Source organism: Pseudonocardia xinjiangensis (assembly GCF_050948425.1).
GTDB classification, from domain to species: domain Bacteria; phylum Actinomycetota; class Actinomycetes; order Mycobacteriales; family Pseudonocardiaceae; genus Pseudonocardia; species Pseudonocardia xinjiangensis.
Genome location: NZ_CP192009.1, coordinates 1,306,975 through 1,331,341 on the forward strand (window position 1 = coordinate 1,306,975; position 24,367 = coordinate 1,331,341).

Genomic DNA, 24,367 nt, shown 5'->3' on the forward strand with positions numbered 1-24,367 from the left:
AAGTGGGAGGTGTCGAGGCCGGACGTGCGGATGCGTCCGACGATCATCCGGTGGACCCCGCCGTTCGGCGAGTAGCCCAGGCGGCGACTGACCTCCGAGACCGAGTCGCTGGTCGCGACCGCCGCCGCCAGGTCGCTCTCGGACCAGCCGCGGTTCGTGCGCGGCGAGCCGACGGCAGCCCGCGGTATGTGCGAGGCGTCCAGGCCGAGGCGGCGGATGTGCCTGCGGAGCACGTCGTACTTGCCCGGCTGCAGCCCGAGCAGCCGGCAGACCTCACTCAGGGTGCGGGCGGCGGCAACGGCTTCGGCGAGCTGCTCGTCGGTCCAACGTCGGGCGCGCGGCAGAGGAGATCATATCGAACATATGTTCGGAACCGGTCGGAACCAGTCATGATCGCGGCGAGATCCGTCAGTGCGCCCCCGCGAGGGCGCGGAGCGCGATCTCGCGGCGATCTTCGGCCGGGCGGGGGTCAGGCGGGGCGGGTCAGGTCCGACTGGCGGGCGATCGTGGCGGCCGCGCGGCGGACGCCGCAGACGTGGGTGCGGGGCACCAGGTCGTCGAGGAAGCCGTAGCGGCTCCGGAGCTCGGTGGCTCCGCGGTGGCCCGCGGCAGCCTGGGTCTCCACTCCCTGCCACCAGTCCCTGATGTCGCCCCAGCCGGGGGCGGCGAGCGAGCCGCCGAACTCGTGCACGGCGAGCGCGGCGGACACCCCGGCGAACAGCAGCCGGTGTTCGAGGGGCCAGCCCGCGATGGTGCCCAGCACCAGTGCGGCACCGAAGACGTCGCCTGCTCCGGTGGGGTCGAGGGCGTCGACCGGCAGCGCGGGGACCGAGGCCTCCTCGCCGGTGGCCGCGTCGATGGCCATCGCACCGTCGCCGCCGCAGGTGACCACGGCGAGCGGCACGTGCCCGGCGAGCTTGTACAGCGCGTCGCGGGGGCTGTCGGTGCGGGTGTAGCTCATGGCCTCCACAGCGTTCGGCATGAACGCGTCGCAGCCGGCGAGCGAGGAGAACAGGGCGGGGTCCCAGACGCCGGTGGGGTCCCAGCCCGCGTCGGCGAAGATCATCGCGCCGTTCTCCCGCGCGCGGGCCACCCAGGTGGGCAGGACGGGGTCGGCGGCACCGCCGCCGATGCTGGTGATCACCGCGCGGGACGGCGGCGGCGTGCCGATCAGGGCGTCACCGGTGATCGGGATGCTGTGCGCGTGGGTGACCATGCTGCGGTCGCGCTGCACGGCCATCGAGACCGTGACGGGGGAGTGCCACCCCGCGAACTGCCGCGACGAACTCAGGTCGACCCGCTCCTGCTCGGCGAGCGTGCGCCAGCAGAAGTCGGCGTAGACGTCGTCGCCGAAGCCTGCCGCGAGGCTGGTGCGCAGCCCGAGCCGGGAGGCGGCGACGGCCAGGTTGGCGATTCCGCCGGGGCACGACGCCATTCCCGCGGCCCAGACCTCGGTGCCCGCCTCGGGGAGTGCGGGCAGGCCGGTGAACACGATGTCGAGGAAGACCGTGCCGGACATGAACACGTCCACGCTGGGCCAGTTGCCGTCCCGGACGTCGACGAGGGGGTCCCACCAGACCGCTTCGTGCGGCGTGGTGAGCGGCCCGGCCGCAGATGCCTCCGGCTCGGGCAGCGCGTCGCGCGCTGCGCTGCTCACAGCGAACTCATCCCCCTCCAGAAAACCTGGCTCTTCGGATAGTGCCGTCCGGTCCTCGCGCGTGGCAATGCGACCGCGCCCGGGGTGTGGCTTCGCTCACTCGGACGGCAGGACGCCCTGCGTTACCGTCGGCGCGTGGTTCCGTCCCGGCAGGCGATCGCGTGAGGCTCACCATCCTCGGCGGAGGCGGCTTCCGGGTGCCCCTGGTGTACGCCGCGCTGGCGGCGGGGGGTTCGCCGGTCACCGAGGTCGTCCTGCACGACGTGTCGGAGCCGCGGCTGGCCGCGATCCGCGCCGTGCTGGCCCAGCTGTCCGGTCCGGGAGCCCCGGCCGTGCGCACCACGACCCGTCTCGACGACGCACTGGACGGCGCCCGGTTCGTGTTCTCGGCGATCCGGGTGGACGGGGCGGCCGGGCGCACCGTGGACGAGCGTGTCGCGTTGGCCCACGGGGTGCTGGGTCAGGAGACCACCGGTGCGGGCGGCATCGCCTTCGGGCTGCGTACGGTGCCGGTGGCGATGCGCGTGGCGGAGCGGGTGGCCGACGTGGCGCCGCAGGCGTGGGTCATCAACTTCACCAACCCGGCCGGGATGATCACCGAGGCGATGCAGCGGGTGCTCGGCGAGCGGGTGGTGGGCATCTGCGACTCGCCCGTCGGACTCGCGCACCGGGCGGTCCGCGCGATCCAGGGGATGGGCGTCGACGTCGGCGACTCCCTGAGCGTCGGCTACGTGGGCCTGAACCATCTCGGCTGGCTGCGGGCGCTGCGGGTGGACGGGGTCGACCGGCTCCCGGACCTGCTCGCCGACGACGCCGCGCTGCGGTCGATCGAGGAGGTACGGCTCGTGGGCCCGGACTGGGCACGCGCGATCGGGGCGCTGCCCAACGAGTACCTGTACTACTACTACTGCGCGCGGGAGGCCGTGGCGGCGATCCGGTCGGCACCCCGCACCCGCGGCGAGTTCCTCCACGAGCAGCAGGCGCGCTTCTACGACACCGCGGCCGCCACCGACCCCGGCGACGCGCTGCTGCGGTGGAGGCAGGTGCGGGACGAGCGCGACGCCACGTACATGGCGGAGAGCCGCCGGGCGAGCGGAGCAGGCGAGCGGGAGGCCGCCGACATGGCGGTCGGGGGCTACCAGCAGGTGGCGCTGGAGCTGATGGCCGCCCTGTCCGGCGGGGCCGGCCGCACCCTGATCCTGAACGTCCGCAACGGCGCGACGGTGCCCGGGCTGCCGGCCGATGCGGTGGTGGAGGTGCCCTGCCTCGTCGGCCCGCACGGCGTCACACCGCTGGCCACCGACCCGTTGCCGGGATCGATGCTCGGGCTCCTGCAGCAGGTCAAGGCGGTGGAGCAGGACACCATCGAGGCCGCCGTCACGGGGTCGGCCGCGCTGGCGGTGCGGGCCTTCGCCGGGCACCCGCTGGTGGACTCCGTGGCCGTCGCCCGTGACCTCGTGGCCGCCTACCGGGCGGAGCTGCCCGGGGTGGCGGCGGTGCTCGGCGCCGGGGTCAGACCTTGAGGTCGCGACGCAGCTTGGCCACGTGCCCGGAGGCGCGCACGTTGTACAGGGCCTGCTCGATCTTCCCGTCCGGATCGACCAGGAACGTCGAGCGGATCACGCCCGTGATGGTCTTGCCGTACATCTGCTTCTCCCCGTAGACGCCCCAGGCGGTGAGCACCTCCCGGTCGGGGTCGGACAGCAGGGGGAAGGTCAGGCCCTCCGCGTCGCGGAACTTCGCGAGCTTGGCCTGCTTGTCCGGCGAGATGCCGATGACCTCGAGCCCCGCGTCGCCGAGGTCGGCGAGGCTGTCGCGGAAGTCGCACGCCTGCTTGGTGCAGCCGGGGGTGCTCGCCGCGGGGTAGAAGTAGACGATGACCCGGCGTCCGCGGTAGTCCGACAGCGACACCGGCTTGCCGTCGGCGTCGGGAAGCGTGAAGTCCGGGGCGGCGTCGCCCACCGCCAGTCGAGTGCTCATGACGGCGATACTGGCACCACGGCCGGGGGGCGCCGCGCCGACCCGCCCGGCCGCTCCCACCGGCGGAGCAGGCGTGATCTACGGTGACAGCTTCGTCGTGGCACCTTCGTCGTGACAGTGCGAACAGCAGTAGGAGGCATCGTGGCGCGCGACCCGGACACCATCCAGCGCGAGATCGAGCAGGCCAGGGACGCGCTCGCCGACAGCCTGGACGCGCTGGGGGAGCGGGCCCACCCGAAGCGTCTGGTGGACGCCGGCCGGGAGAGCGTGCAGGAGCAGCTCACCGACCCGCGGATCCGCTACGGCCTCATGGCGGTGGGCGCGCTGATCGCCGTTGCGATGATCCGCCGCCTCTTCCGCTGACCGGGGCTCCTGCCGGGATCTAGACGACCGCGGCCTCGGCCACCTGCATGCGGTAGCGGGTGACGATCCGGGCCGCCCCGAAGCCGACCACCGCCATCAGCCGGTCGCCGTCGAAGTAGCCGGCGACGGTGCCCCGCACGGGGCCGCCGTCGAAACCCGTGCCGTGCAGCTGTACGACGGCGTCGGCCAGCTCCGGGCGGCCGAGCAGCTGGATCTTGAGCCCGAACTGGTCGGACCAGAAGTAGGGCACGGTCGCAGGTGGTGGAGCGGCACCCAGGATGTCCCGCGCCGCCATGGCGGCCTGGTCCGAGGCGCTCGTCCAGTGCTCGTCCCGGTACCGCTCGCCGTGCACCGGGTCGTCCCACGCGGCGACGTCGCCCACGGCCCATGCCGCGTCGAGACCGTGGATCCGCCCAGTGGGCCCGCAGGCCAGCCCGTTGGAGAGGTCGATCCCGGTGTCGGCCAGCCAGTCGACCCGCGGCACCCCGCCGATCCCGACCACGGCGGCGTCCGCGGAACGGGTCGTTCCGTCTGCCAGCTCCACCGCGACGCCCGGACCGGCCGGTTCGGTGAACCCGGTGAGTGCCACGCCGGTGTGCAGGTCGACCCCGCCCTCGGTGAACAGCCGCCCGGCGAGCGCCCCGACGTCGGGCCCCAGCGCGCGGGCGAGCACCACCGGCAGCCCCTCCAGCACGGTCACGGCGATCCCGCGCTGTACGGCCGCGGTGGCCACCTCCGCGCCGATGAACCCGCCGCCCACAACGAGCAGCGACTCGATCCTGGTCAGGGTGTCGCGCAGCGCGAGCGCGTCGTCCAGCGTCCGCAGGGTGTAGACGTGGGCGGGCTGGCCGGGCAGCGTCCTCGCCGCGAGCCCGGTGGCGATCACCACGGCGTCCCCGTGGAGCGTGGCGCCGTCGGACAGCTCCAGCTCGTGGCCGGGGGCTCCCCGGTCCCATCCGCTGCCGCCGTCGCCGGGCCGCAGCGCCACCGCCTCCATCCCCAGGTGCACGCGGACCCCCAGGTCCTCGAGCGTGTCGAGCTGGGCCAGCACGATCCGCTCCGGCTCCCAGTCGCCGGTGAGGATCTGTTTGGACAGCGGCGGCCGGTCGTAGGGGGCGTGCGGCTCCGCGCCCACGAGGCTGATCCGCCCCTGGAACCCTGCCGAACGGAGTTGCTCGACGGTGCGCAGGCCGGCGAGGCCCGCCCCGACGACCATCACGTGCTCAGGTTGACCGGTCATGATCTGCCCCCTCCGCAGAAACGATGCCGACGAACACGTCAGCTGACGCGGGTCTCGGGGTCCAGCCGGGTGCGGAGTCGGTCGAGGGTCTGGGCCAGCAACCGGGACACGTGCATCTGCGAGATCCCGACCCGGTCGGCGATCTGCGTCTGCGTCATGTTGCCGAAGAACCGCAGCAGGACGATGGTGCGCTCGCGTTCGGCGAGCTCGGACAGCACCGGACGCAGCGCCTGCCGGAAGTCGACGCGGTCCAGCTCGGCGTCGGCCTCGCCGACCAGCTCGCCGACGGTGGCGCTGCCCTGCTCGGACGAGAGCATCTCGTCCAGCGACGAGCTGCGGTAGGCCTCGGAGGCCTCCAGCCCCTCCAGCACGTCCGAGACCGGGACGCCGAGCAGCTCGGCGATCTCGGTGGGCTTCGGTGCACGACCGAGGTTCTGTGACAGCTCCGACACCGCGCCGTTGATCGACACGTGGAGGTCCTTGAGCCGGCGCGGCACGCGCATCGACCAGCCGAGGTCGCGGAAGTGCCTGCGGACCTCGCCGCTGATCGTGGGCACGGCGAAGGAGAAGAAGTCGCTGCCCCGCTCCGGGGAGTACCGGTCGATGGCGTTGATCAGACCGACGGTCGCCACCTGCACGAGGTCGTCGAGCGGCTCACCGCGGTTGGAGAAGCGGCGGGCGATGTGCTGCGCCACCGGCAGGAATCCCCGCACGAGCTCCTCGCGCAGCGCCTCGCGTTCCGGGTGGTCCGGCTCCAGCGTCGAGTAGCGCTCGAGCAGGGGAGCGAGGTGGCCGTACTCGGGATCGGCCCTGGTCACCGGGGTAGATCGCCGGAGCGCTTGTCCAGGCGGATGCCGACCGTCGGCCCCGCTCCGCCGGTGCCCGGCTCGTGGGACACGGCGACGTCGTCGGCGAGGGTCTGCAGCACGCGCCAGCCGAACGTGTCGGTGGAGACCTCGGCATCGGGGTGCCCGGCCTGGACCACCGCCCGCACCTCGATGCGCTCGGAGCGCACCAGGAAGGTGCACTGCAGTGTCGACGACGGTGCGGCGACGTCGACGAGCGTTGCGCAGGCCTCGTCCACGGCCATCCGCAGGTCGGAGATGGCGTCGAGGTCGAAGTCCGCCCGCGCGGCCAGGTCGGAGGCGACGGCGCGGATCGTCGGGATCAGCGCGGCGCTGGCCGTCGTCCGCACCTCGACGGTCGAGGCCCCGTCGAGCGTTTCGGCGGGCGAGGGGCCGTCCAGGTCGGACACGCTGCCGGGTCTCCTTCCGGTCGTGCGGTGAACGTCGGTCATCTTGCTACCCGGGGTCTGGGGGATCAATCGTCGCCGCCGGTCGCGTCGTGCACGTTCTCGTGCATGTCGAACAGCTGGTCGGTGCCGGTGATCTCCAACGGTCGCCGCACGGCCCGGGTGGCGGCCACCAGGCGCAGTCTCGCACTGCGCTCCTCCGCCCGGCGCGCGGCCTGGATGAGAACGGCCAGTCCGCTGGACGCCAGGAACGTCACACCGCTGAGGTCGACGACGAGCGTGGGCTCGTGGCTGCTCATCAGTTCGTCCACTGCGGACGAGAACCGGGGGGCGGTGAGGGTGTCGACCTCGCCCTCCACCTCGAGGACGGCGGTGCCGGTGCGGGGCCGCGTGATGGTGGTGTCGAGGAACTCACTCGCGGTGTCGGAAGCGGTCGCTTCCGAGCCGGGTGGTGCGGGGTCGGGCATGTTCTCCACCTCCGGCGCCGGTCGGATGCTGCCCCGGTGCGGATCGGGCAGGACCCGTCCGGAGCTCCGGTGGAACCCCGGCGTCGAACGGTTGGGGTCGGGGCGTCGTCGGGTCGACCCTACCCCGGCGTCCGGGGGCGGGGGCACACCGCTCCACCGTCCGGTGGTGGGTGCGGACGATGCGCACCTACAGTGACGCGATGCATCCGCAGCAACCGGACGACGCCCTGCTCACCGCTCTGCGGGGTCGGCTGCGCAGCGAACAACGGCTGCTCGTGGCGTTCTCGGGCGGGGTCGACTCGGCACTCGTGGCCGCGGTGGCGGCCGAGGAGCTGGGGGAGCGGGCCGTGGCGGTCACGGCCGTCTCGGCCAGCCTGCCCCGCGCGGAGCGCGCGGCAGCGAAGGAGTTCGCCCGCGGCCGGGGCATGGCGCACGTGGAGGTGGACACCGACGAGCTCGACCGTCCCGAGTACGTCGCCAACTCCGGCGACCGCTGCTTCCACTGCAAGTCCGCGCTGTTCGACGCGCTCGCGCCCCTCGCCGCGCTGTCGGGGGCGCGCATCGCGCTCGGCACGAACCTCGACGACCTGGGCGACCACCGGCCCGGCCAGCGGGCCGCCACCGCGCGCGGGGCGATCGCGCCGCTCGTCGACACCGGGTTCGGCAAGGCCGAGGTCCGCCGGGTGAGTGCGGCCATGGGGCTGGTCACCGCGGAGAAGCCGGCGGCGGCGTGCCTCTCCTCACGGGTGGCGTACGGGGAGCCGGTGACGCCCGGCCTGCTGCATCGCATCGAGCAGGCCGAGGTCGAGGTGCGGGCGCTGGGGTTCCCGGTCTGCCGGGTGCGGGCCCACAGCGGTGGCTCGGTCGCGAGGATCGAGGTTCCCGCCGACGAGGTGCCACGCGCCGCAGCGCTGCGTGCGGAGCTGGACGCGGCCGTCCGCACGGCCGGGTTCGAGTTCTGCGCGCTGGACCTGCAGGGGTTCGCGAGCGGCCGGATGAACGTCCTGCTCGGCATGCCGGCCCAGCCGGCCGTCATGCCGACCGGCCGATGACCGGCCGGCCATGACCGACGGTTTCGAGGATCTGGGCTACGCCAGGGCCGACACGGGCCGCGAACGGCGGCTCGGCCTGCCGGAGGTGGTCTACGGCCCCGGCAAGACGTCCGAGCAGATCATCGGCGTCGTGCGGTCCCTGCTCGCCGCCAACACCGGCCCGGTGCTCGTGACCAGGCTCTCCGACGAGGTCGCTGCTGCGGTCGGCGCCGCCGTTCCCGGTGGGGAGCACGACCCGGCCGCCCGCCTGCTCGTGTGGCGGCCCGCGCCGCGGCGCGCGTTCCGTGTGGTCGTCGTCTCTGCCGGCACCTCCGACGCGCCGGTGGCGGCCGAGGCGGCCGCGGTGGCCGGTGCCGTCGGCCTCGACGTTCGTGAGCTGCGTGACGTCGGCGTCGCCGGCATCCACCGGCTGCTGGCCGAGGTCGAGGTACTGGCAGGGGCCGACGCCGTGATCTGCATCGCCGGGATGGAGGGCGCCCTGCCGAGCGTGGTGGGCGGGCTCGTCGGCTGCCCGGTGATCGCCGTGCCCACCTCGGTGGGGTACGGGGCGACGTTCGAGGGCGTCACGCCGCTGCTCGCCATGCTCAGCTCCTGTGCTCCGGGTCTCGTCGTGGTGAACATCGACTCCGGGTTCGGTGCTGCGGTGGCCGCGCACCGGATGGCGGGCTCCCGGTGATCCTCTGGCTCAACCCCGTCAGCGGCATCTCCGGTGACATGCTGCTCGGCGCCCTGCTGGACCTGGGTGCCCCGCTCGACGGGATCCGGGAGGCCGTGGCGCGAACCGGTCTCTCCGGCTGGAGCCTCGACGCCGAGCGGGTGACACGCGGGGCCGTGGGCGCGACCAGGGCCGTGGTCACCGTCTCCGACGACGCCACCGAGCGCAGCGCGGCCGCGCTGCTGGCGCACGTGGAGCGGGCCGGGACCCCGCTGGCCGAACGGGCCGTGCGGGCCGTCGCCGAGGTGGAGGCGGGGATCCACGACAGCGACCCCGCCGAGGTCCACCTGCACGAGATCGGTGGGCTGGACACCGTGGTCGACACGGTGGGCGTCGCGGCGGCGCTGCAGCTGCTCGACGTCACCGAGGTGCACTGCGGCCCGCTCGCCCTGGGGTCCGGCACCGTCTCCACCCGCCACGGCGTCCTGCCCGTCCCGGCGCCCGCCACGGTGGCGTTGCTCACCGCGGCGGGTGCGCAGGTGACCGGGGCGGGCACCGGGGAGACCGTGACGCCCACCGGCGCCGCCCTGCTGCTCGCGGCAGGGGCGCGGTTCGGGCCCGTGCCCACGATGGCGCTGCGGGCCGTGGGGTACGGCGCGGGCACCAGGAACCCACCCGAGCGCCCGAACGTCCTGCAGGCCGTGCTCGGCGCCGCCGAGGACGCCGCCACCCCGATGGTGCTGCTGGAGACGAACGTCGACGACGTCACCGGCGAGGTGCTCGGGCACCTGGTCGGGCAGCTGCTGGCCGCGGGCGCTGCGGACGCGTGGCTCTCGCCGATCGTGATGAAGAAGGGCCGTCCGGCGCACACCGTCCACGTGCTCACCACGCCGGAACGGGCGGCCGGCTGCGAGCGGATCGTGTTCGCCGAGACCGGTAGCCTCGGGCTGCGCCGCAGCCCGGTCGACCGGCTGGCCCTGCCCCGCAGCACGAGTACCGTGGACGTCGACGGGCAGCAGGTCCGGGTCAAGCACGGACCGTGGGGCGCCAAGCCGGAGCACGACGACGTCGCGGCAGCGGCCACCGCGCTCGGCCTGCCGCTGCGCGAGGTCGCGCGCCGGGCCCACGCCGCCGCGGCGGAGTAGTGGCCGCGGTCCCGTTGACATCGGAAAGCGCTTGCACGTAGCTTCGATGAGAAGCTGCCCCCGACCGACGGAGGTCATCGCCCGAGTGGCCACAGGCACCGTCCGTCAGCTGGCCGTCGTCGCCGACGACCTGACCGGTGCCGCCGACGCCGCGGCTCCCTTCGCCGCTCGCGGGCTGGCCGTCTCCGTCGCACTGTCCGGTCCCCTGCCCGGGGATGCCGAGGTGCTCGCCCTGCTCACCGACAACCGCTGGCGTCCGGCGCCGGAGGCTGCGCAGCGGATGCGGGCCGCGGTCTCCCGCATCCGGGAGTGGGGTCCCGAGATGCTGTTCGTCAAGATCGACTCGACGTTGCGCGGGCGGGTGCTCGCCGACGTCGAGGTCGCGCTGGACGCCTGGGGCGGCGGCAGTGCGGTCGCCACCCCCGCCTTTCCCGCCCAGGGCCGCGCGGTCCGTGACGGTGCTCTCGTGGTCCACGGCGCGACCACCGTCGAACGGGTCGGGGATCACTTCCCGCCCGGAGTCCACGTGGCCGACGCCGAGCACGACGACCACCTGACGGACATCGCGCGCCGGATCGTCGAGGACGGGTCCGTCGCGGTCGGGTCGGGTGGGCTGTCCCGTGCGCTCGCCGCCCTGCTCGGCCACCCGGGCCGTCCGCCACAGCGCGGCGGCCCGGTCACGGGCGTGCTGCTCGTGGTCGGCACGGCGCACCCGGTCACCAGGTCCCAGACGACCTGCGTCCTCGAGGACGGGGCCGAGCTCGTCGTGATCGGCGACACGGGCCGCTCCCCGGTCGGGACGGCGGCAGCCGCGTTGCGGGCAGGCCGGCGGGTCGTGCTGACCAGCGAGGTCCCCGGCGAGGTCGAACCGGACAGCCCTCAGGCGGTGGCACTGGGCGTCGACCTGGCGCAGGCCGCGGCGGACGTACTCGCCGCGGCGCCGTCCGCCGGGCTGGTCCTCACCGGCGGCGCCACCGCCCTCGGCGTGGCGACGGCACTCGGAGCGGGCGAACTGCGCCTGTTGTCCGAGGTGACGGCGGGGCTGCCGAAGGGTGAGATGGTGGTGGGGGACCGCCGGATCCCGACGGTCACCAAATCCGGCGGGTTCGGTGCGAACGATGCGCTGTGCCGCGCCGCGGAGGCACTGGAGGACTGCTCATGACACCGCTGCTCGGCCTGACCGTCGGGGATCCGGCAGGAATCGGACCCGAAGTCACCCTGAAGGCCGCGGGTGACCCGCGGATCGCCGATGTGAGGCTCATCGCGATCGGGAGCCTCGAGGCTCTGCGCGCGGCCGCCGCCGTGGTGGCCGACGCTCCCGCACTGCACGCGGTGGCCACTCCGGCGGAGGCGCGCTTCGAGCCGGGGACGCTCGACGTGATCGCGGTTCCGTCCGACGTCGCCGTCCCCGTGGGGAAGCTCTCCGCCGAGGCGGGCCAGATCGCGTTCGAGGGTGTCGAGCGCGCGGTCGCGCTGGCGCTGGCCGGCGAGATCGACGGCATCGTCACCGCACCCCTGAACAAGGAGGCCATCGCGCTCGCCGGGCACCCCTACCCCGGCCACACGGAGATCCTCGCCGACCTCACCGGCACCACCGACTTCGCGATGATGCTCACCGCGCTGAAGCTGCGGGTCGTGCACGTCACCACGCACGTCGGGATCCGGCAGATGCTCGAGCGCGTCACCACCGAGCGCGTGCTGACCACGATCCGGCTCGCCGACCGCGCGCTGCGTGACATGGGCATCGACGAGCCGTCCGTCGGGGTCGCGGGCCTCAACCCGCACGCAGGCGAGGGCGGCCTGTTCGGCGACGAGGAGGCGCAGGTCATCATCCCGGCCATCGAGCAGGCGAAGGCCGAGGGGATCGCCGCCAGCGGCCCGTGGCCCGCCGACACGCTGTTCGGGCGCGCCGTCGCGGGCGACTTCGACGTCGCGATCGCGATGTTCCACGACCAGGGCCACATCGCCGTGAAGGTCCTCGGCTTCGAGACCGGCGTGAACGCCACGATCGGGCTGCCGATCGTGCGCACGAGCGTCGACCACGGCACGGCCTTCGACATCGCCGGCACCGGGCGGGCGAGCGCGGACAGCCTCGTCGAGGCCATCACGGTCGGGGCGGCGATGGCGAAGGCGCGCGCCGCCGCCCGTACCTGAGGGGAGAGAGCCGTGTCCGCTGACCTGGGCCCGTTCGAGGCGGTGCGCACCCTGCACTTCGATGCGCCCTTCCCGCGGCTGCTGCCCGTCCGGCAGGACTTCGACGCCACGCGCGTCGAGGACGTGGCGGCGGCCACCGCCTCCGCGCTGGAGCCGCTGCGGGCCCGGGTCACCCCCGGCATGACGGTGGCGATCACCGCCGGGAGCCGCGGCATCCACGACAAGCGCGAGGTGGTCCGCGCTGCGGGGGAGTGGCTGCGCGCAGCCGGTGCCGAGCCGTTCGTCGTGCCCGCGATGGGCTCGCACGGCGGTGCCACGGCCGAGGGGCAGGTGGAGATGCTGGCCGACCTCGGGATGACCGAGGAGTCGCTCGGCATGCCGATCCGCGCCACGATGGAGACGGTCGAGCTGGACCGCCTGCCCGGCGGCCCGGCCGTGCACCTCGACGCCAACGCGGCCAAGGCCGACGGCATCCTCGCGGTCAACCGGGTGAAGGCGCACACCGACTTCTCCGCCGAGATCGAGAGCGGCCTCGCGAAGATCATCGCCATCGGGCTGGGGAAGCAGCGCGGCGCCGAGGGCATCCACCGGTTCGGTCCGGCGAACCTGGGTGTCTGGGTCCCGCAGGTGGCCGGCCGGATCATCGAGACGGGCAAGGTGCTCGGCGGCCTGGCCATCATCGAGAACGCCGGCGACCGGGCGGCCCGGATCGAGCTGCTCGACGCCCGGGACATCGGCGGTCCGGCGGAGACGGCGCTGCTGGCCGACGCCAAGCGGCGGATGGCGACGCTGCCCTTCGACGAGATCGACGTGGCCGTGGTCGACCTGATGGGGAAGAACTTCTCCGGGTCCGGCATGGACACCAACGTGATCGGGCGGATGATGATCCGCGGCAGCGCCGAGTTCGAGCGGCCGCGCATCAGCAACATCGCGGTGCTGGACGTGAGCGACGCCTCCCACGGCAACGCCGTCGGGCTCGGGCTCGCCGACTTCGTCCCGTTCCGGCTGCTGGAGCGGCTCGACCTGCGCAGCGTCTACATCAACGCGATGACCTCAGGGCTCGGCGGTCCGCAGCGCGCCCAGATCCCGATGGCGATGCCGGACGACCGCAGCACCATCGCCGCCGCGATCCTCACCTGCGGGCGCCCCGACTTCGAGGGCGTCACGCTGGTGCGGATGCGCAACACGCTGGACCTGGAGCACCTGTGGGTGTCGGAGTCGCTGCGTGACCAGGTGCTGGACCACCCGGGCCTGGAGATCACGGGTGACGCCGTGCCCATGGCCTTCGACTCCGACGGGCGGCTGCTGCCCGGGACCCATGCCCCGACCTCCACCGCCCCGACCACCACCGGAGAGAGCTGATGACCGTGGCAGAACCCTACGAGGATGTCGGGTCCGCCGAGGAGATCGGCGTGCGGCTGCACGCCGCCGACAACGTCGTGGTCGCCTACCGCGACCTCGACGAGGGGACGGCCGCGGCCGGTCTCACGCTGCGCCAGGCCGTGCCCCGGGGACACAAGGTCGCCACCGCCGCCATCGCGGTGGGCGAGCCCGTCCGCAAGTACAACCAGATCATCGGGTTTGCCACGGTCGCGATCGAGCCCGGTGACCACGTGCACACGCACAACGTCGAGTTCAAGGCGTTCGAGCGCGACTACGCCGTCGGCGCCGACGTCACGCCGACGGAGCTGGTGCCCGACGAGGAGCGGGCCACCTTCCAGGGCATCGTGCGGGCCGACGGCCGCGTCGCGACCCGCAACTACCTGGGCATCCTCACCTCGGTGAACTGCTCGGCCACCACGGCCAAGCTCATCGCCGACCAGTTCCGCAGGCCCGGGCTGCTCGACGACTTCCCGAACGTCGACGGCGTCGTGGCGCTGACCCACGGCACCGGGTGCGGGATGGCCGCCGACGGCGAAGGCCTCGCCGTCCTCCAGCGCACGCTCACCGGCTACGCCGAGCACCCGAACTTCGCGGGCTTCCTGATGCTCGGGCTGGGCTGCGAGGTCAACCAGATCTCCGGCGTCGCCGACGAGTGGACCATCCACCCCGCCACGCCCGTGCGCACGATGACGATCCAGGAGCAGGGCGGCACCGCTGCCACCGTGCGGGCCGGCACCAAGGCGCTTCTCGAGATGCTCCCGGCCGCCAACGAGGTGAGCCGCACCACGGTCCCGGCGAGCGAGCTCGTGCTCGGCCTCAACTGCGGTGGCTCGGACGCCTACTCCGGCATCACCGCGAACCCGGCGCTGGGTGCCGCCGTCGACCTGCTGGTGCGCCACGGCGGCACCGCGGTGCTCGGGGAGACGCCGGAGATCTACGGCGCCGAGCACCTGCTGACGCGCCGGGCCGTGAGCCCGGAGGTCGCCGACCGGCTCGTCGAGCGGATCCGGTGGTGGGAGCGCTACACCGCCGCCAACAACGGGTCGATGGACAACAACCCCTCGCCGGGCAACAAGGCGGGCGGCCTCACCACGATCCTGGAGAAGTCGCTCGGCGCCGTGGCGAAGGGCGGGACGACCAACCTGACGGCCGTGTACGGCTACGCCGAGAAGGTCACCGACCGGGGTTTCACGTTCATGGACACGCCCGGCTACGACCCCGTCTCGGTCACCGGCATCGTCGCGGGCGGCGCCACGGTCATGTGCTTCACCACCGGACGCGGCTCGGTGCTGGGCTGCAAGCCCACCCCCAGCCTGAAGCTCGCCACGAACACCGAGATGTACGAGCGGATGGCCGAGGACATGGACCTCAACTGCGGGGTGATCGTGGACGGCTCGGCGTCGGTGCAGGAGGTGGGCCGGGAGCTGTTCCAGCTCATCCTCGACACCGCGTCCGGGCGCCGGACGCGCAGCGAGGAGCTGGGCTTCGGCCAGGAGGAGTTCGTGCCGTGGCAGCTCGGGGCGGTGATGTGATGGACGGCGGCGATGTGATGGGAGACGGAATGCTCGACTTCGGTGACCAGGTCGTGCTCGTCACGGGCGCCAGCAGCGGGATCGGCGCGGCCGTGGCCGAGGGCTTCGCCGGCCTCGGCGCGCGGGTGGTGGTGCACTACAACCGCAACCGCGAGGGGGCGGAGAAGGTCGTGAGCGCGATCCAGGAGGCAGGGGGCACGGCCACCAGCGCGGCGGCGGACCTCGCGGAGCCCGCCGCGGCGGCGGCCCTCGTGGACGGCGTCGTCTCCCGGCACGGCCGGTTGGACGTGCTGGTGAACAACGCGGGCGACCTCCTGCACCGCATCCCCATCACCGACATGTCCGACGAGGACTTCGCCCGCGTGATGGACATCAACCTGACGTCGGTCTTCGCCACGAGCCGCCAGGCCATCCCGGTGATGCGCGGCCAGGGCGCCGGCTCGATCGTCAACGTCACGTCGGTGGCCGCGCGCACGGGCGGCGCAGGCGGGTCGGTCGCGTACGCCACGTCCAAGGGCGCGGTCAGCACCTTCACCCGCGGCCTCGCCAAGGAGCTCGCCACCGACGGCATCCGCGTCAACGCGGTGGCGCCGGGCATCATCACCACCCCGTTCCACGAGCGGCACACCTCGGACGCCCAGATGGACGCCATGGTCAGCGGCATCCCGATGGGCCGTCCCGGACGGCCCGACGAGTGCGTCGGCGCGGTGCTGTTCCTCTCCTCGCCCGCGATGAGCGGCTACATCACCGGCCAGGTGCTCGAGATCAACGGCGGCCAGCTCACCCCCTGAGGACGATCGGAGCCCTGCATGAACGGCGACGAGCCGCGGCGTCTGCGTAGCCAGGCGTGGTTCGACAACCCGGACAACCCGGGGATGACAGCGCTGTACATCGAGCGGTACATGAACTGGGGGCTCACCCGGGAGGAGCTGCAGTCGGGTCGGCCGATCATCGGCATCGCCCAGACCGGCTCGGACCTGTCGCCCTGCAACCGCCACCACCTCGTGCTGGCCGACCGGGTGCGCGAGGGCATCCGCGAGATGGGCGGCATCGCGTTCGAGTTCCCCGTGCACCCCATCCAGGAGACCGGCAAGCGCCCCACGGCGGCGCTCGACCGCAACCTGGCCTACCTCGGGCTGGTCGAGGTGCTCTACGGCTACCCGCTGGACGGGGTGGTGCTGACCACCGGCTGTGACAAGACCACGCCGGCGTGCCTGATGGCGGCGGCCACGGTGAACATCCCGGCGATCGTGCTGTCCGGCGGCCCGATGCTCAACGGCTGGTACAACGGCGAGCGCACCGGCTCGGGCACGATCGTCTGGAAGGCCAGGGAGATGCTGGCCGCCGGGGAGATCGACGAGGCGGAGTTCGTGGAGCTCGTGGCGTCCTCGGCGCCCTCGCCCGGGCACTGCAACACCATGGGCACCGCGTCCACGATGAACGCGCTCGCCGAGTCGCTCGGGATGAGCCTGCCCGGCTGCGCCGCGATCCCGGCGCCGCACCGCGACCGCGCCCGCATGGCGCACGCCACCGGCCGGCGGATCGTCGAGATGGTGCACGAGGACCTCAAGCCGTCGGACATCCTCACCCGGGAGGCCTTCGAGAACGCCATCGTCGTCAACTCCGCGATCGGCGGCTCCACCAACGCGCCCATCCACATCACCGCGATCGCGCGGCACGTGGGCGTGCCGCTGGCGATGGAGGAGTGGCAGCGGATCGGGCTCACCGTGCCGCTGATCGTGGACCTGCAGCCGGCGGGCAAGTACCTCGGCGAGGAGTTCCACCGCGCCGGTGGCGTGCCTGCCGTGGTCAACGAGCTGATGGCCCACGGTCTCATCCGCGAGGGCGCCCGCACGGTGAACGGGGCGACGATCGGGGAGAACTGCGCCGCGACCGTGGCCACCGACCGCGACGTGATCCGCACCTTCGACCACGCGCTGGTCGACGACGCCGGGTTCCTCGTGCTGAGCGGCAACCTCTTCGACTGCGCGATCATGAAGACGAGCGTGATCTCGGCGGAGTTCCGCGAGCGCTACCTCAGCGACCCGGACCACCCCAACATCCTGCAGGGCCGCGCCATCGTCTTCGACGGCTCGGAGGACTACCACGCCCGCATCGACGACCCCGACCTCGAGATCGACGAGGACTGCCTGCTGGTCATCCGAGGTGGGGGGCCGCTGGGTCATCCGGGCTCGGCCGAGGTGGTCAACATGCAGCCCCCCGCGGCGATGATCAAGCGCGGCGTCCACTCGCTCCCGTGCATCGGCGACGGCCGCCAGTCGGGCACCTCCGGCTCGCCGTCGATCCTCAACGCCTCCCCGGAGGCCGCGGCAGGCGGTGGCCTGGCGCTGCTGCGCACCGGCGACACGGTGCGCATCGACCTGGAGAAGGGCACGGCCGACATCCTCATCGACGCCGGGGAGCTGGCGGAGCGCCGCCGGCAGCTGACGGAGGCAGGCGGGTACCCGATCCCTCCGTCGCAGACTCCGTGGCAGGAGATCCAGCGCTCGATGGTCGACCAGCTGTCGGGCGGCATGGTGCTCAAGCCCGCGGTGGCCTACCAGCGCGTCGCCCAGACCATGGGCGTGCCCCGCGACAACCACTGACGGTCGACCGGGCTCCCGCCGCGCACCCGCTGCGGGAGCCCTGGCCGCCGGTCAGCCTGGGCGCTTGCTCAGCGCCACCAGGTAGCGCACCGGCTCGCGCGTCCGGTTGGCGTACGTGCAGGGGGCCGACGGCCCGAGCTGCAGGCAGTCGCCGGCGGCGAGCTCGTGCTCCGTGGTGCCCTCCCGGAACACGAGCATGCCCTCCAGCACCCAGATCTGCTGGTGGCGCGACGCGTAGGTGTCGGCGCCGAAGGAGACCTCGGCACCCGCGGGGAGCTCCACCTCCACCAGCTCGAGCGGCCCTCCGCTCACCGGTGAGACCGCGCGGCGCCGGTAGCCGGTCCCGGGATCGGTCCACGTCGGCTGCTCCGCCGCTCGCGCGAGCCGCCGCCCGTCGCCCTCCGCGCGGGCGACCAGCTCGGAGAGCGTCATCCCCAGCGCTGCCGACAGCCGGCCGAGCAGCGCGGCAGTCGGCTGCGCCTCGGTGCGTTCGACCTTGCCGATCATCGCCCGCGAGACGCCGGAGCGCTCCGCGAGCGCGGTGACCGAGAGGGCGCGTTCGCGGCGGGCCGCGGCGAGGGCGGCTGCGAGGGACTCGGACAGGGGGTCACTCACGACTGCCACTATAGGAGTGACTCTGCTTACTATGATCGCCATGACTGCTGTGGCCGCCGCGATCCGGGACGCCTGCGAGGCCGATGCCGAGGCGTGCGCGGCGATCTACGCCCCGTACGTGACCGACACCGCCGTCTCCTTCGAGGACCGTCCGCCGGAACCGGAGGTCATGGCCCGGCGCATCGCCGACGCCGTGCGCACCCACGCCTGGCTCGTGCTGGAGGAGCAGGGCCGCGTGGTCGGCTACGCCTACGGCGGCCCGTTCCGGTCGCGGCAGGCGTACGCCTGGTCCTGCGAGGTCAGCGTCTACCTGGAGCGCGGGCGGCGGCGTACCGGCGGGGGACGTGTCCTCTACGAGGCGCTGCTCGCCCGGCTGGCCGAGCGAGGGTTCCGCACCGCCGTCGCCGGCATGACGCTGCCCAACGACGCGAGCGTCGGCCTGCACCGGGCCATGGGGTTCGAGGAGGTCGGGACCTTCCGCCGCCTCGGCTGGAAGCACGGCAGGTGGCACGACGTCGCCTTCGTCCAACGCACCATCGGCACCGATGAGGGTCCGCCCGCCGAGCTCAGGTGAACCCGCGAGGCAAATGTCCGTCCGTGGTGCGGATGGTGCATTGACCCGACCAGCCGGGTCTGTCCATCATCGGTTTCCGCTGTCGACGTCGACGGGGACCACCGGCAAAGGAGCCGATGCATGTCCACCACACCCGAGGCCGCCCGTACGGACCCCTACACGCTCACGCCCGAGGGGATCAAGGAGCCGCCGGTGGGCTGGCGCGCCAGCTTCCGGTACCTCGGCCCAGGCCTGATCCTCAGCGCGTCCATCGTGGGGTCGGGCGAGCTGATCGTCACCACCACGCTCGGCGCCGAGGTCGGTTTCGCGCTGCTCTGGCTGGTCATCTTCAGCACGTTCGTGAAGGTGGCGGTGCAGGTCGAGCTCGCGCGGTGGACCATAGCCACCGGTCAGCCCGCTCTCACCGGCTACAACAGGGTGCCCCCCAGGCTCGGCCGGATGGGCTGGGTGAACATCCTCTGGATGGTGCTGGCGCTCACGAAGCTGCTCCAGCTGGGCGGCATCATCGGCGGCACCGCCGTCGCGTTCAGCATCCTGATGCCGATCGGTGGTGAACCGCTCGAGTTCCGGTCGCTGCTGATCTGGACCGTGTTCCTCGCGGTCGGGAGCATCGCCCTGCTGTACTCGAACAACTACTCGCTGATCGAGCGCGGTGCGGTCTTCCTCGTGGTGGTCTTCTCCTTCGTCACGATCGTCATCGCGCTGGGCCTTCCCCTCACCCCGTTCGCCTACAGCGCAGGCGACGTGGGCAGCGGCCTGACGTTCCTCATCCCCGCGGGCGCGCTGGGCGCCGCGCTCGCGATGTTCGGCATCACCGGCGTCGGCGCCGACGAGATCACCTTCTACACCTACTGGTGCATCGAGAAGGGCTACGCACGCTGGACCGGCCCCAACGACGGCAGCGACGAGTGGGCGCGCCGCGCCAACGGCTGGATCCGCGTGATGTACAAGGACGCGCTGGTCTCCTGGGTGGTCTACACGTTCGGCACGCTGGCCTTCTACCTGATGGGTGCCGCCGTCCTGCATCCGCAGGGGCTCGTGCCCGAGGGCAACGGGATGATCACCACGCTGTCCCGCATCTACACCGACACCCTCGGCGAGTGGGCGAACATCGTCTTCCTGGTCGGTGCCATCGCCGTCCTCGGCTCGACGATGTGGGCCGCCATCCCCAGCTGGTCGCGCATGTACGTCAACCTGCTGGCCACGATGGGCGTGCTCGACTGGCAGGACCCGGTCGCCCGGCTCCGCTGGATCCGCGTCTTCACCGTCGTGCTCCCGGTCCTCTGGGCGGTGGCGTACCTGACGATCCAGTCGCCGGTGCTCATGGTGCAGATCGGCGGCGTCATGACCGGGGTCTTCCTCGTGGCCACGGTGGTGGCGGTCTGGTACCTGCGGCGCACCGAGACCGACCCGCGGCTCTACGGCGGCTCGGTCTTCAACGGGCTGCTCGTCGTCAGCAGCATCGCGATCGGGCTGCTCGGCGTGTACACCCTGCTGCAGGTCTTCGGGGTCGGAATCGGTTAGGGGGTGTCCCGTGGATCTTGGTCGGTGAGCGCCTGGGCGCGGCTGTCGCGATTGAAGATCCACGGGACCCCCTAATCCCGCCGACGGGTCGCGCATCGGGGCGCGCCGTGGCGCGGCTGCCCTTACGCTTGGTCGGGTGGAGGACGGAGGACACCTCGCAGGCGCGGGGACGGTGCACCCGGTAGTGGATCTTCCGCAGGTGCTTGACCGCGCCCCCGCCGCGATCCTCGTGATCGACCGGGAGCGACGACAGGTCGTCTACGCCAACGCGGGGGCCGTGGAGCTCACGGGCAACCGGGTGCGGCTGCCCGTCGACATCGACCGCTGGGGCGATGCGGCGGGGCTCACCGACCTCGGCGGCATGCGGATGAGCGACACGACCTCACCGCTGTCGCTCGTGGCGAGCGGGGTACCGGTCGCCGGGGAGCCGGTGGCGGTGCATGACGCCGTGCGGCGTGGCTCGTCGGTGACCTGTGCCCAGCGGGACGCCAGCGAGGGCAGGCTGCTGTGGGTCACCGGCTTCAGCCTCACCGGCGTGTCCGACGCCGTGGTGCCGTCCGATCTCGACACCGACGTGGAGGGCCTCGCGCTGGTCGTGTTCCTCGAGGTCACGGGGGCCGAGCACGCCGCCCGGCGGCGGCTGGAGATGCTGCGCGACCGGGCCGTCGTCGCCACGGACATGTCGTTCTCCATCACCGACCCGCGGCAGGACTCCGACCCGCTGATCTGGGTCAACCCGTCGTTCTCCCGCCTCACCGGCTACACCTACGAGGAGGTGGTGGGCCGCAACTGCAGGCTGCTGCAGGGGCCGAACACCGATCCGGCGGCGGTGCAGCGGATCCGCGAGGCTCTCCGGCGTCGCGAGCCCGTCACCGAGGTGCTGCTGAACTACCGGCGCGACCGCACCGCGTTCTGGAACCAGGTGTCGATCTCCCCGGTGTTCGACGGGGACGGCCGGCTGGTCAACTTCGTGGGCGTGCAGAACGACGTCACCGAGCGGGTGATGGTGGAGCAGGAGCGCCGCACTGCATTGGCGGAGGCCGAGCACGCCCGCAGCGAGCTGCGCCTGCTGGCCGAGGCGACCACCCAGATGACCGGCGCGCTGGGCGTCACGGACGCGTGCGAGCGGCTCGCGCGCAGCCTGGTGCCGGGGCTGGCCGACCTCTGTGCCGTCGACCTGTTGGAACGGCCGGGCTCGGGTCCGCCGCAGCGCATCGCCGTCGCGGCGAGGGAGCCCGCGGACGAGGCGCGCCTGCGCGAGCTGGGCAGGCTGCGCAACTATCACGCGGGCAGCGGCAGCGACACCGGCAGCGTGCTCGCCGGAGAGCGCCCGGTGCTCGTGTCGGAGCTCCCGGAGCGCGGCATCGACCGCTACCCCGACGACCCGGCGGCTGCGGCCGTGTACGACGTACTGAGGCTCCGCTCGGTGATGGTGGTGCCCGTACGGGCCCGCGGCCGCGTGCTGGGCGCGCTCACCCTCGTCACCCAGCATCCCTACGGGCGCCGGTACGGGTCGCGGGACCTGCACCTGGCCACCGACATCGCCGGCCGGGCCGGGCTCACCGTCGACAACGCGCGGCTCTACGAGGTGGAGCACGCCGCCGCCGTCACGCTGCAGCGCAGCCTGCTGCCTGCCGTGCCCGAGGTCGAGGGCGTGCGGGTGGCGGCGCGCTACCTGGTCGGTGTCGACGGCAACCAGGTCGGTGGGGACTGGTACGACGTGCTGAACCTGCCCGGCGGAGCGCTCGGCCTGGCCGTCGGTGACGTGGTCGGGCACGACCTGCGGGCGGCGGCGGCCATGGGACAGCTGCGCGGTGTCGTCCGGTCCTACGCCTGGGACGGCGGCTCGCCCGGGTCGGTGCTGGACCGCTGCGACCAGCTCGTGCAGGGCCTGGAGATGGCGGCCATGGCCACCGCCGTGTACGCCCGGATCGAACCGCTCGACGGCGGGAGCGACCGGCTGCTGCGGTACGCCAACGCCGGGCACCCCGCCCCGCTGCTGCTCACCCCGGACGGGAAGCTCCTGCGGCTCGACGAGCACAGCTCGCCGATGATCGGGGCCGTCCGGAGTTTCGGCAGGCCCGAGGGCTCCGGCCGCACCGAGGCCGCGCTGCGCTGCGCGCCCGGGTCGATCCTGCTGCTCTACACCGACGGCCTCACCGACGTCGCCGGCGAGGACGCCGACGAGCGCACCGAGCTGCTCGAACGCACCCTCGCCGCGATGCCCCCCGGCTCCGATCCGGAGGCCGTGGTGGAACAGGTACTGGATGCCTGCATTCCGCAGCGCCTCCGGGATGACGTGGCGTTACTCGCTGTGCGACTGGACTGATCGGCCGGATACTCCGAATCGCTGAACGGTTGAACCATTGGTCCCCCGGCGGTTACCCGCTGGTAGAGGCCGTTGGCGTACCGCGGCGCGCCGCTTGTCGTTCGAACTGCCGGGAAGCGAGCAGCCGTCAGAAGCCTACGGTTCAATTCTCAATAGAAAGAGAGGCGCCTCGGGGGGCGAGGGGTCAGCACGCGTCTAGGGGGACGTTCTCGATGGTCGCGGTTTCGGAGATGCCCTTCTCCGGACCGGTGGCGGCACCGTCCGTCATCGGTCGAACACCTGTGTCTTCGCATCACCGGCGGGCTGTCGCCGTCGCGGTGAGCCCGATGGAGCTGCTGCGGCCGGAGTCCGACCTCGCGCGGCTCGTGGAGGAGTTCCCACAGGTCGACCTGCTGGTGGTGGGTGACGACGAACGGGTGGGCACACCCGTGGTCGAGGCGCTGGACGACTACGTCGACGGCTACGGCGACGCTCAGGACGACGTCCGCGCCGAGGTCGACCGGCTGGGTCTGCCCGGCCTGCACCTGCACCGCCTGGGGCTGCGCCCGCCGTTCGGCCACTGGGCCGAGCAGGATGTGGTCGCGGCGATCAGTGAGCTGGTCGGCTTCGATCCCGAGCCGGGCGTGTACTGCCTGGCGCCGAACCCGGCTCCGTCCGATGCCGGCCGCACCGTGGTCAACCGGGCGGCGCAGCGCATCGCGCAGGTCTACGGCATCCCGCTGCTCCGGTACCGCTGCCTCGAGCTGTCCGTCGTGGGCGACGAGAGCGCCTGAGCGGACGACGAAGGGGGTGGCCCCGGCAGGACCGCCCCCCTCGATTCGACGGTGGTATCGCTCAGCTGGCGAGCGGTACCCCGCGCTGCTCCAGGATCACCCGGCGTTCCGACTCGGCGAGGCCGCCCCACACGCCGAACGGTTCGCGGGTCTGCAGGGCGAACTCCCGGCACTGTTCGATGACCGGGCAGCGGTGGCACACCGCCTTGGCCTGCGCGGTCCGACGAGCTCTCGACGGGTTGCGCTCTCCGTCCGGGTGGAAGAACACGGCGCTGTCCATTCCCCGACAGGTCCCCAAACGCTGCCACTGCCATGCGTGGTCCATCGGGCCGGGAAGCCGGGATACGTCGCTCATCGTCACCTCTTGTCGTTCGTGCCCGACGCACCGGGCGATCGAGGTGCTCGTTCCCTCATGGTTGAGGGGCCAAACACCAAGATTCGGACACGACTCGACCGCAGACGCGGCTCCGGCGCGGAAATCCGCGTCGCCGCAGCGCTCCCAAGAGCGACTGCTCGGCTGTTCGAGCAGGTCAGACCCCATGTTGACGGTCTGTACGCCTGTTCCCGCTCCGGGGAGGCTCCTGCACCACTCGAACGAGTGTGATGCAGGTCACATGTGTGACCGGGTCACACGTTCAGCCCTACGTGGCGGACAACGCCTGCTCGACCGAGGTGTGGATGTCGAACAACGGGACCAGCCCGGCGATCGTCAGCGGACGCAGCACGCGACGTGCGGTGCACGCCAGACGCAGCCCGACCCCGGCTGTGTGGGCCGCCTCTCGCACCTCGATCAGGACGGCCAGCCCGCTGGTGCCGAGGAAGGACACCCCGTCGAGCGCCAGAACCACCAGCTCAACGCCCGCCTCGGCGTCGAACTGCTCGACCACGGCGGTACGCAGCTGGGGTGAGGTGAGCATGTCGACCTCACCCCCGACCTCGATCACGACCTGGCCGGGCGAGGGGGTGGTGTGGCTGAGCGTGATCTGGTCGTCGACGTCGCCCCCACGTCGGGTCGAGGGCGGGTCGGACGGCAGGTTCTCACGAGTCTCGGACATCGACGCTCACG

At 72.6% G+C, this 24,367-nt stretch carries 24 protein-coding genes; 15 read left to right on the forward strand and 9 right to left on the reverse strand.

Annotation, left to right across the window (positions count from 1 at the left end; genetic code table 11):
* Positions 1–469: 469 nt before the first annotated feature.
* A complete protein-coding gene (locus ACQPZA_RS06320) occupies positions 470–1,657 on the reverse strand; it encodes a PfkB family carbohydrate kinase (RefSeq protein ID WP_433279204.1) in 1,188 nt (395 codons plus the stop codon).
* Positions 1,658–1,818: 161 nt separating this feature from the next.
* Between ACQPZA_RS06320 and ACQPZA_RS06325 the strand changes: the two genes are divergently transcribed.
* The gene (locus ACQPZA_RS06325; protein WP_433279206.1) at positions 1,819–3,180 is read left to right on the forward strand and encodes a 6-phospho-beta-glucosidase; all 1,362 of its coding nucleotides are present in this window, start codon (positions 1,819–1,821) and stop codon (positions 3,178–3,180) included.
* On the opposite strand, the gene bcp is transcribed toward ACQPZA_RS06325, so the two are convergent.
* A complete protein-coding gene (gene bcp / locus ACQPZA_RS06330; protein ID WP_169396294.1) occupies positions 3,170–3,637 on the reverse strand; it encodes a thioredoxin-dependent thiol peroxidase in 468 nt (155 codons plus the stop codon). The genes ACQPZA_RS06325 and bcp overlap by 11 nt on opposite strands.
* A gap of 141 nt (positions 3,638–3,778) precedes the next feature.
* On the opposite strand from bcp, the gene ACQPZA_RS06335 reads away from it, so the two are divergent.
* A complete protein-coding gene (locus ACQPZA_RS06335) occupies positions 3,779–4,000 on the forward strand; it encodes a DUF3618 domain-containing protein (RefSeq protein ID WP_169396295.1) in 222 nt (73 codons plus the stop codon).
* A 19-nt stretch (positions 4,001–4,019) separates the two neighbouring features.
* On the opposite strand, the gene ACQPZA_RS06340 is transcribed toward ACQPZA_RS06335, so the two are convergent.
* The 4 genes from ACQPZA_RS06340 to ACQPZA_RS06355 form a co-directional block, all read right to left on the reverse strand.
* The gene (locus ACQPZA_RS06340) at positions 4,020–5,240 is read right to left on the reverse strand and encodes an NAD(P)/FAD-dependent oxidoreductase (protein ID WP_433279208.1); all 1,221 of its coding nucleotides are present in this window, start codon (positions 5,238–5,240) and stop codon (positions 4,020–4,022) included.
* Between the two features lie 38 nt (positions 5,241–5,278).
* Positions 5,279–6,058, reverse strand: a complete 780-nt coding sequence (locus ACQPZA_RS06345; RefSeq protein ID WP_169396297.1) for a SigB/SigF/SigG family RNA polymerase sigma factor — start codon at positions 6,056–6,058, stop codon at positions 5,279–5,281.
* Positions 6,055–6,495, reverse strand: a complete 441-nt coding sequence (locus ACQPZA_RS06350; RefSeq protein WP_312859127.1) for an ATP-binding protein — start codon at positions 6,493–6,495, stop codon at positions 6,055–6,057. The genes ACQPZA_RS06345 and ACQPZA_RS06350 overlap by 4 nt, the downstream gene beginning before the upstream one ends.
* A gap of 65 nt (positions 6,496–6,560) precedes the next feature.
* Complete coding sequence (locus tag ACQPZA_RS06355; RefSeq protein ID WP_433279210.1) at positions 6,561–6,959, reverse strand: STAS domain-containing protein; 399 nt, start codon at positions 6,957–6,959, stop codon at positions 6,561–6,563.
* Between the two features lie 179 nt (positions 6,960–7,138).
* Here ACQPZA_RS06355 and larE point away from each other — a divergent pair, with 179 nt between their 5' ends.
* The 9 genes from larE (at position 7,139) to ACQPZA_RS06400 (ending at position 17,486) form a co-directional block, all read left to right on the forward strand.
* Positions 7,139–8,011, forward strand: a complete 873-nt coding sequence (gene larE / locus ACQPZA_RS06360; protein WP_433279212.1) for an ATP-dependent sacrificial sulfur transferase LarE — start codon at positions 7,139–7,141, stop codon at positions 8,009–8,011.
* Between the two features lie 10 nt (positions 8,012–8,021).
* The gene (gene larB, locus ACQPZA_RS06365; protein ID WP_433279214.1) at positions 8,022–8,687 is read left to right on the forward strand and encodes a nickel pincer cofactor biosynthesis protein LarB; all 666 of its coding nucleotides are present in this window, start codon (positions 8,022–8,024) and stop codon (positions 8,685–8,687) included.
* Positions 8,684–9,811, forward strand: coding sequence for a nickel pincer cofactor biosynthesis protein LarC (gene larC / locus ACQPZA_RS06370; RefSeq protein WP_433279216.1), 1,128 nt, complete (start codon positions 8,684–8,686; stop codon positions 9,809–9,811). The genes larB and larC overlap by 4 nt, the downstream gene beginning before the upstream one ends.
* An 85-nt stretch (positions 9,812–9,896) precedes the next feature.
* A complete protein-coding gene (locus ACQPZA_RS06375; protein WP_433279218.1) occupies positions 9,897–10,973 on the forward strand; it encodes a four-carbon acid sugar kinase family protein in 1,077 nt (358 codons plus the stop codon).
* Positions 10,970–11,965 (forward strand): 4-hydroxythreonine-4-phosphate dehydrogenase PdxA, encoded by a 996-nt coding sequence (gene pdxA / locus ACQPZA_RS06380; protein ID WP_433279220.1) that lies wholly within the window; start codon positions 10,970–10,972, stop codon positions 11,963–11,965. Before ACQPZA_RS06375 ends, pdxA begins: the two co-directional genes overlap by 4 nt.
* A gap of 12 nt (positions 11,966–11,977) precedes the next feature.
* Positions 11,978–13,327: a hypothetical protein gene (locus tag ACQPZA_RS06385; RefSeq protein WP_433279222.1), complete on the forward strand. Its 1,350-nt coding sequence runs from the start codon at positions 11,978–11,980 to the stop codon at positions 13,325–13,327.
* Positions 13,327–14,880 carry a UxaA family hydrolase gene (locus ACQPZA_RS06390; RefSeq protein WP_433279224.1) on the forward strand — a complete coding sequence of 518 codons (1,554 nt, stop codon included), beginning with the start codon at positions 13,327–13,329 and terminating at the stop codon, positions 14,878–14,880. Before ACQPZA_RS06385 ends, ACQPZA_RS06390 begins: the two co-directional genes overlap by 1 nt.
* On the forward strand, positions 14,856–15,671 hold the full coding sequence (locus ACQPZA_RS06395) for an SDR family NAD(P)-dependent oxidoreductase (RefSeq protein WP_433279226.1): 816 nt from the start codon (positions 14,856–14,858) through the stop codon (positions 15,669–15,671). Before ACQPZA_RS06390 ends, ACQPZA_RS06395 begins: the two co-directional genes overlap by 25 nt.
* Positions 15,672–15,689: 18 nt before the next feature.
* Positions 15,690–17,486 carry an IlvD/Edd family dehydratase gene (locus ACQPZA_RS06400; RefSeq protein ID WP_433279228.1) on the forward strand — a complete coding sequence of 599 codons (1,797 nt, stop codon included), beginning with the start codon at positions 15,690–15,692 and terminating at the stop codon, positions 17,484–17,486.
* Between the two features lie 51 nt (positions 17,487–17,537).
* Here ACQPZA_RS06400 and ACQPZA_RS06405 read toward each other — a convergent pair whose 3' ends face one another.
* Positions 17,538–18,101, reverse strand: coding sequence for a helix-turn-helix domain-containing protein (locus ACQPZA_RS06405; RefSeq protein ID WP_433279230.1), 564 nt, complete (start codon positions 18,099–18,101; stop codon positions 17,538–17,540).
* Between the two features lie 40 nt (positions 18,102–18,141).
* Between ACQPZA_RS06405 and ACQPZA_RS06410 the strand changes: the two genes are divergently transcribed.
* From ACQPZA_RS06410 to ACQPZA_RS06425, 4 genes are all read left to right on the forward strand, one after another.
* A complete protein-coding gene (locus ACQPZA_RS06410) occupies positions 18,142–18,675 on the forward strand; it encodes an N-acetyltransferase family protein (protein WP_433279232.1) in 534 nt (177 codons plus the stop codon).
* A 120-nt stretch (positions 18,676–18,795) separates the two neighbouring features.
* Entirely contained in the window at positions 18,796–20,199 is a 1,404-nt protein-coding gene (locus ACQPZA_RS06415; protein WP_433279234.1) for an Nramp family divalent metal transporter, read from the forward strand.
* Positions 20,200–20,335: 136 nt separating this feature from the next.
* Entirely contained in the window at positions 20,336–22,528 is a 2,193-nt protein-coding gene (locus ACQPZA_RS06420; RefSeq protein ID WP_433279236.1) for a SpoIIE family protein phosphatase, read from the forward strand.
* 326 nt (positions 22,529–22,854) lie between these two features.
* Positions 22,855–23,301, forward strand: a complete 447-nt coding sequence (locus ACQPZA_RS06425) for a hypothetical protein (protein ID WP_433279238.1) — start codon at positions 22,855–22,857, stop codon at positions 23,299–23,301.
* 61 nt (positions 23,302–23,362) lie between these two features.
* Here the strand turns inward: ACQPZA_RS06425 and ACQPZA_RS06430 are convergent, their stop codons facing one another.
* Positions 23,363–23,656, reverse strand: a complete 294-nt coding sequence (locus ACQPZA_RS06430; RefSeq protein WP_169396312.1) for a WhiB family transcriptional regulator — start codon at positions 23,654–23,656, stop codon at positions 23,363–23,365.
* A gap of 286 nt (positions 23,657–23,942) precedes the next feature.
* The gene (locus ACQPZA_RS06435) at positions 23,943–24,356 is read right to left on the reverse strand and encodes an STAS domain-containing protein (protein ID WP_433279240.1); all 414 of its coding nucleotides are present in this window, start codon (positions 24,354–24,356) and stop codon (positions 23,943–23,945) included.
* Positions 24,357–24,367: the final 11 nt, after the last annotated feature.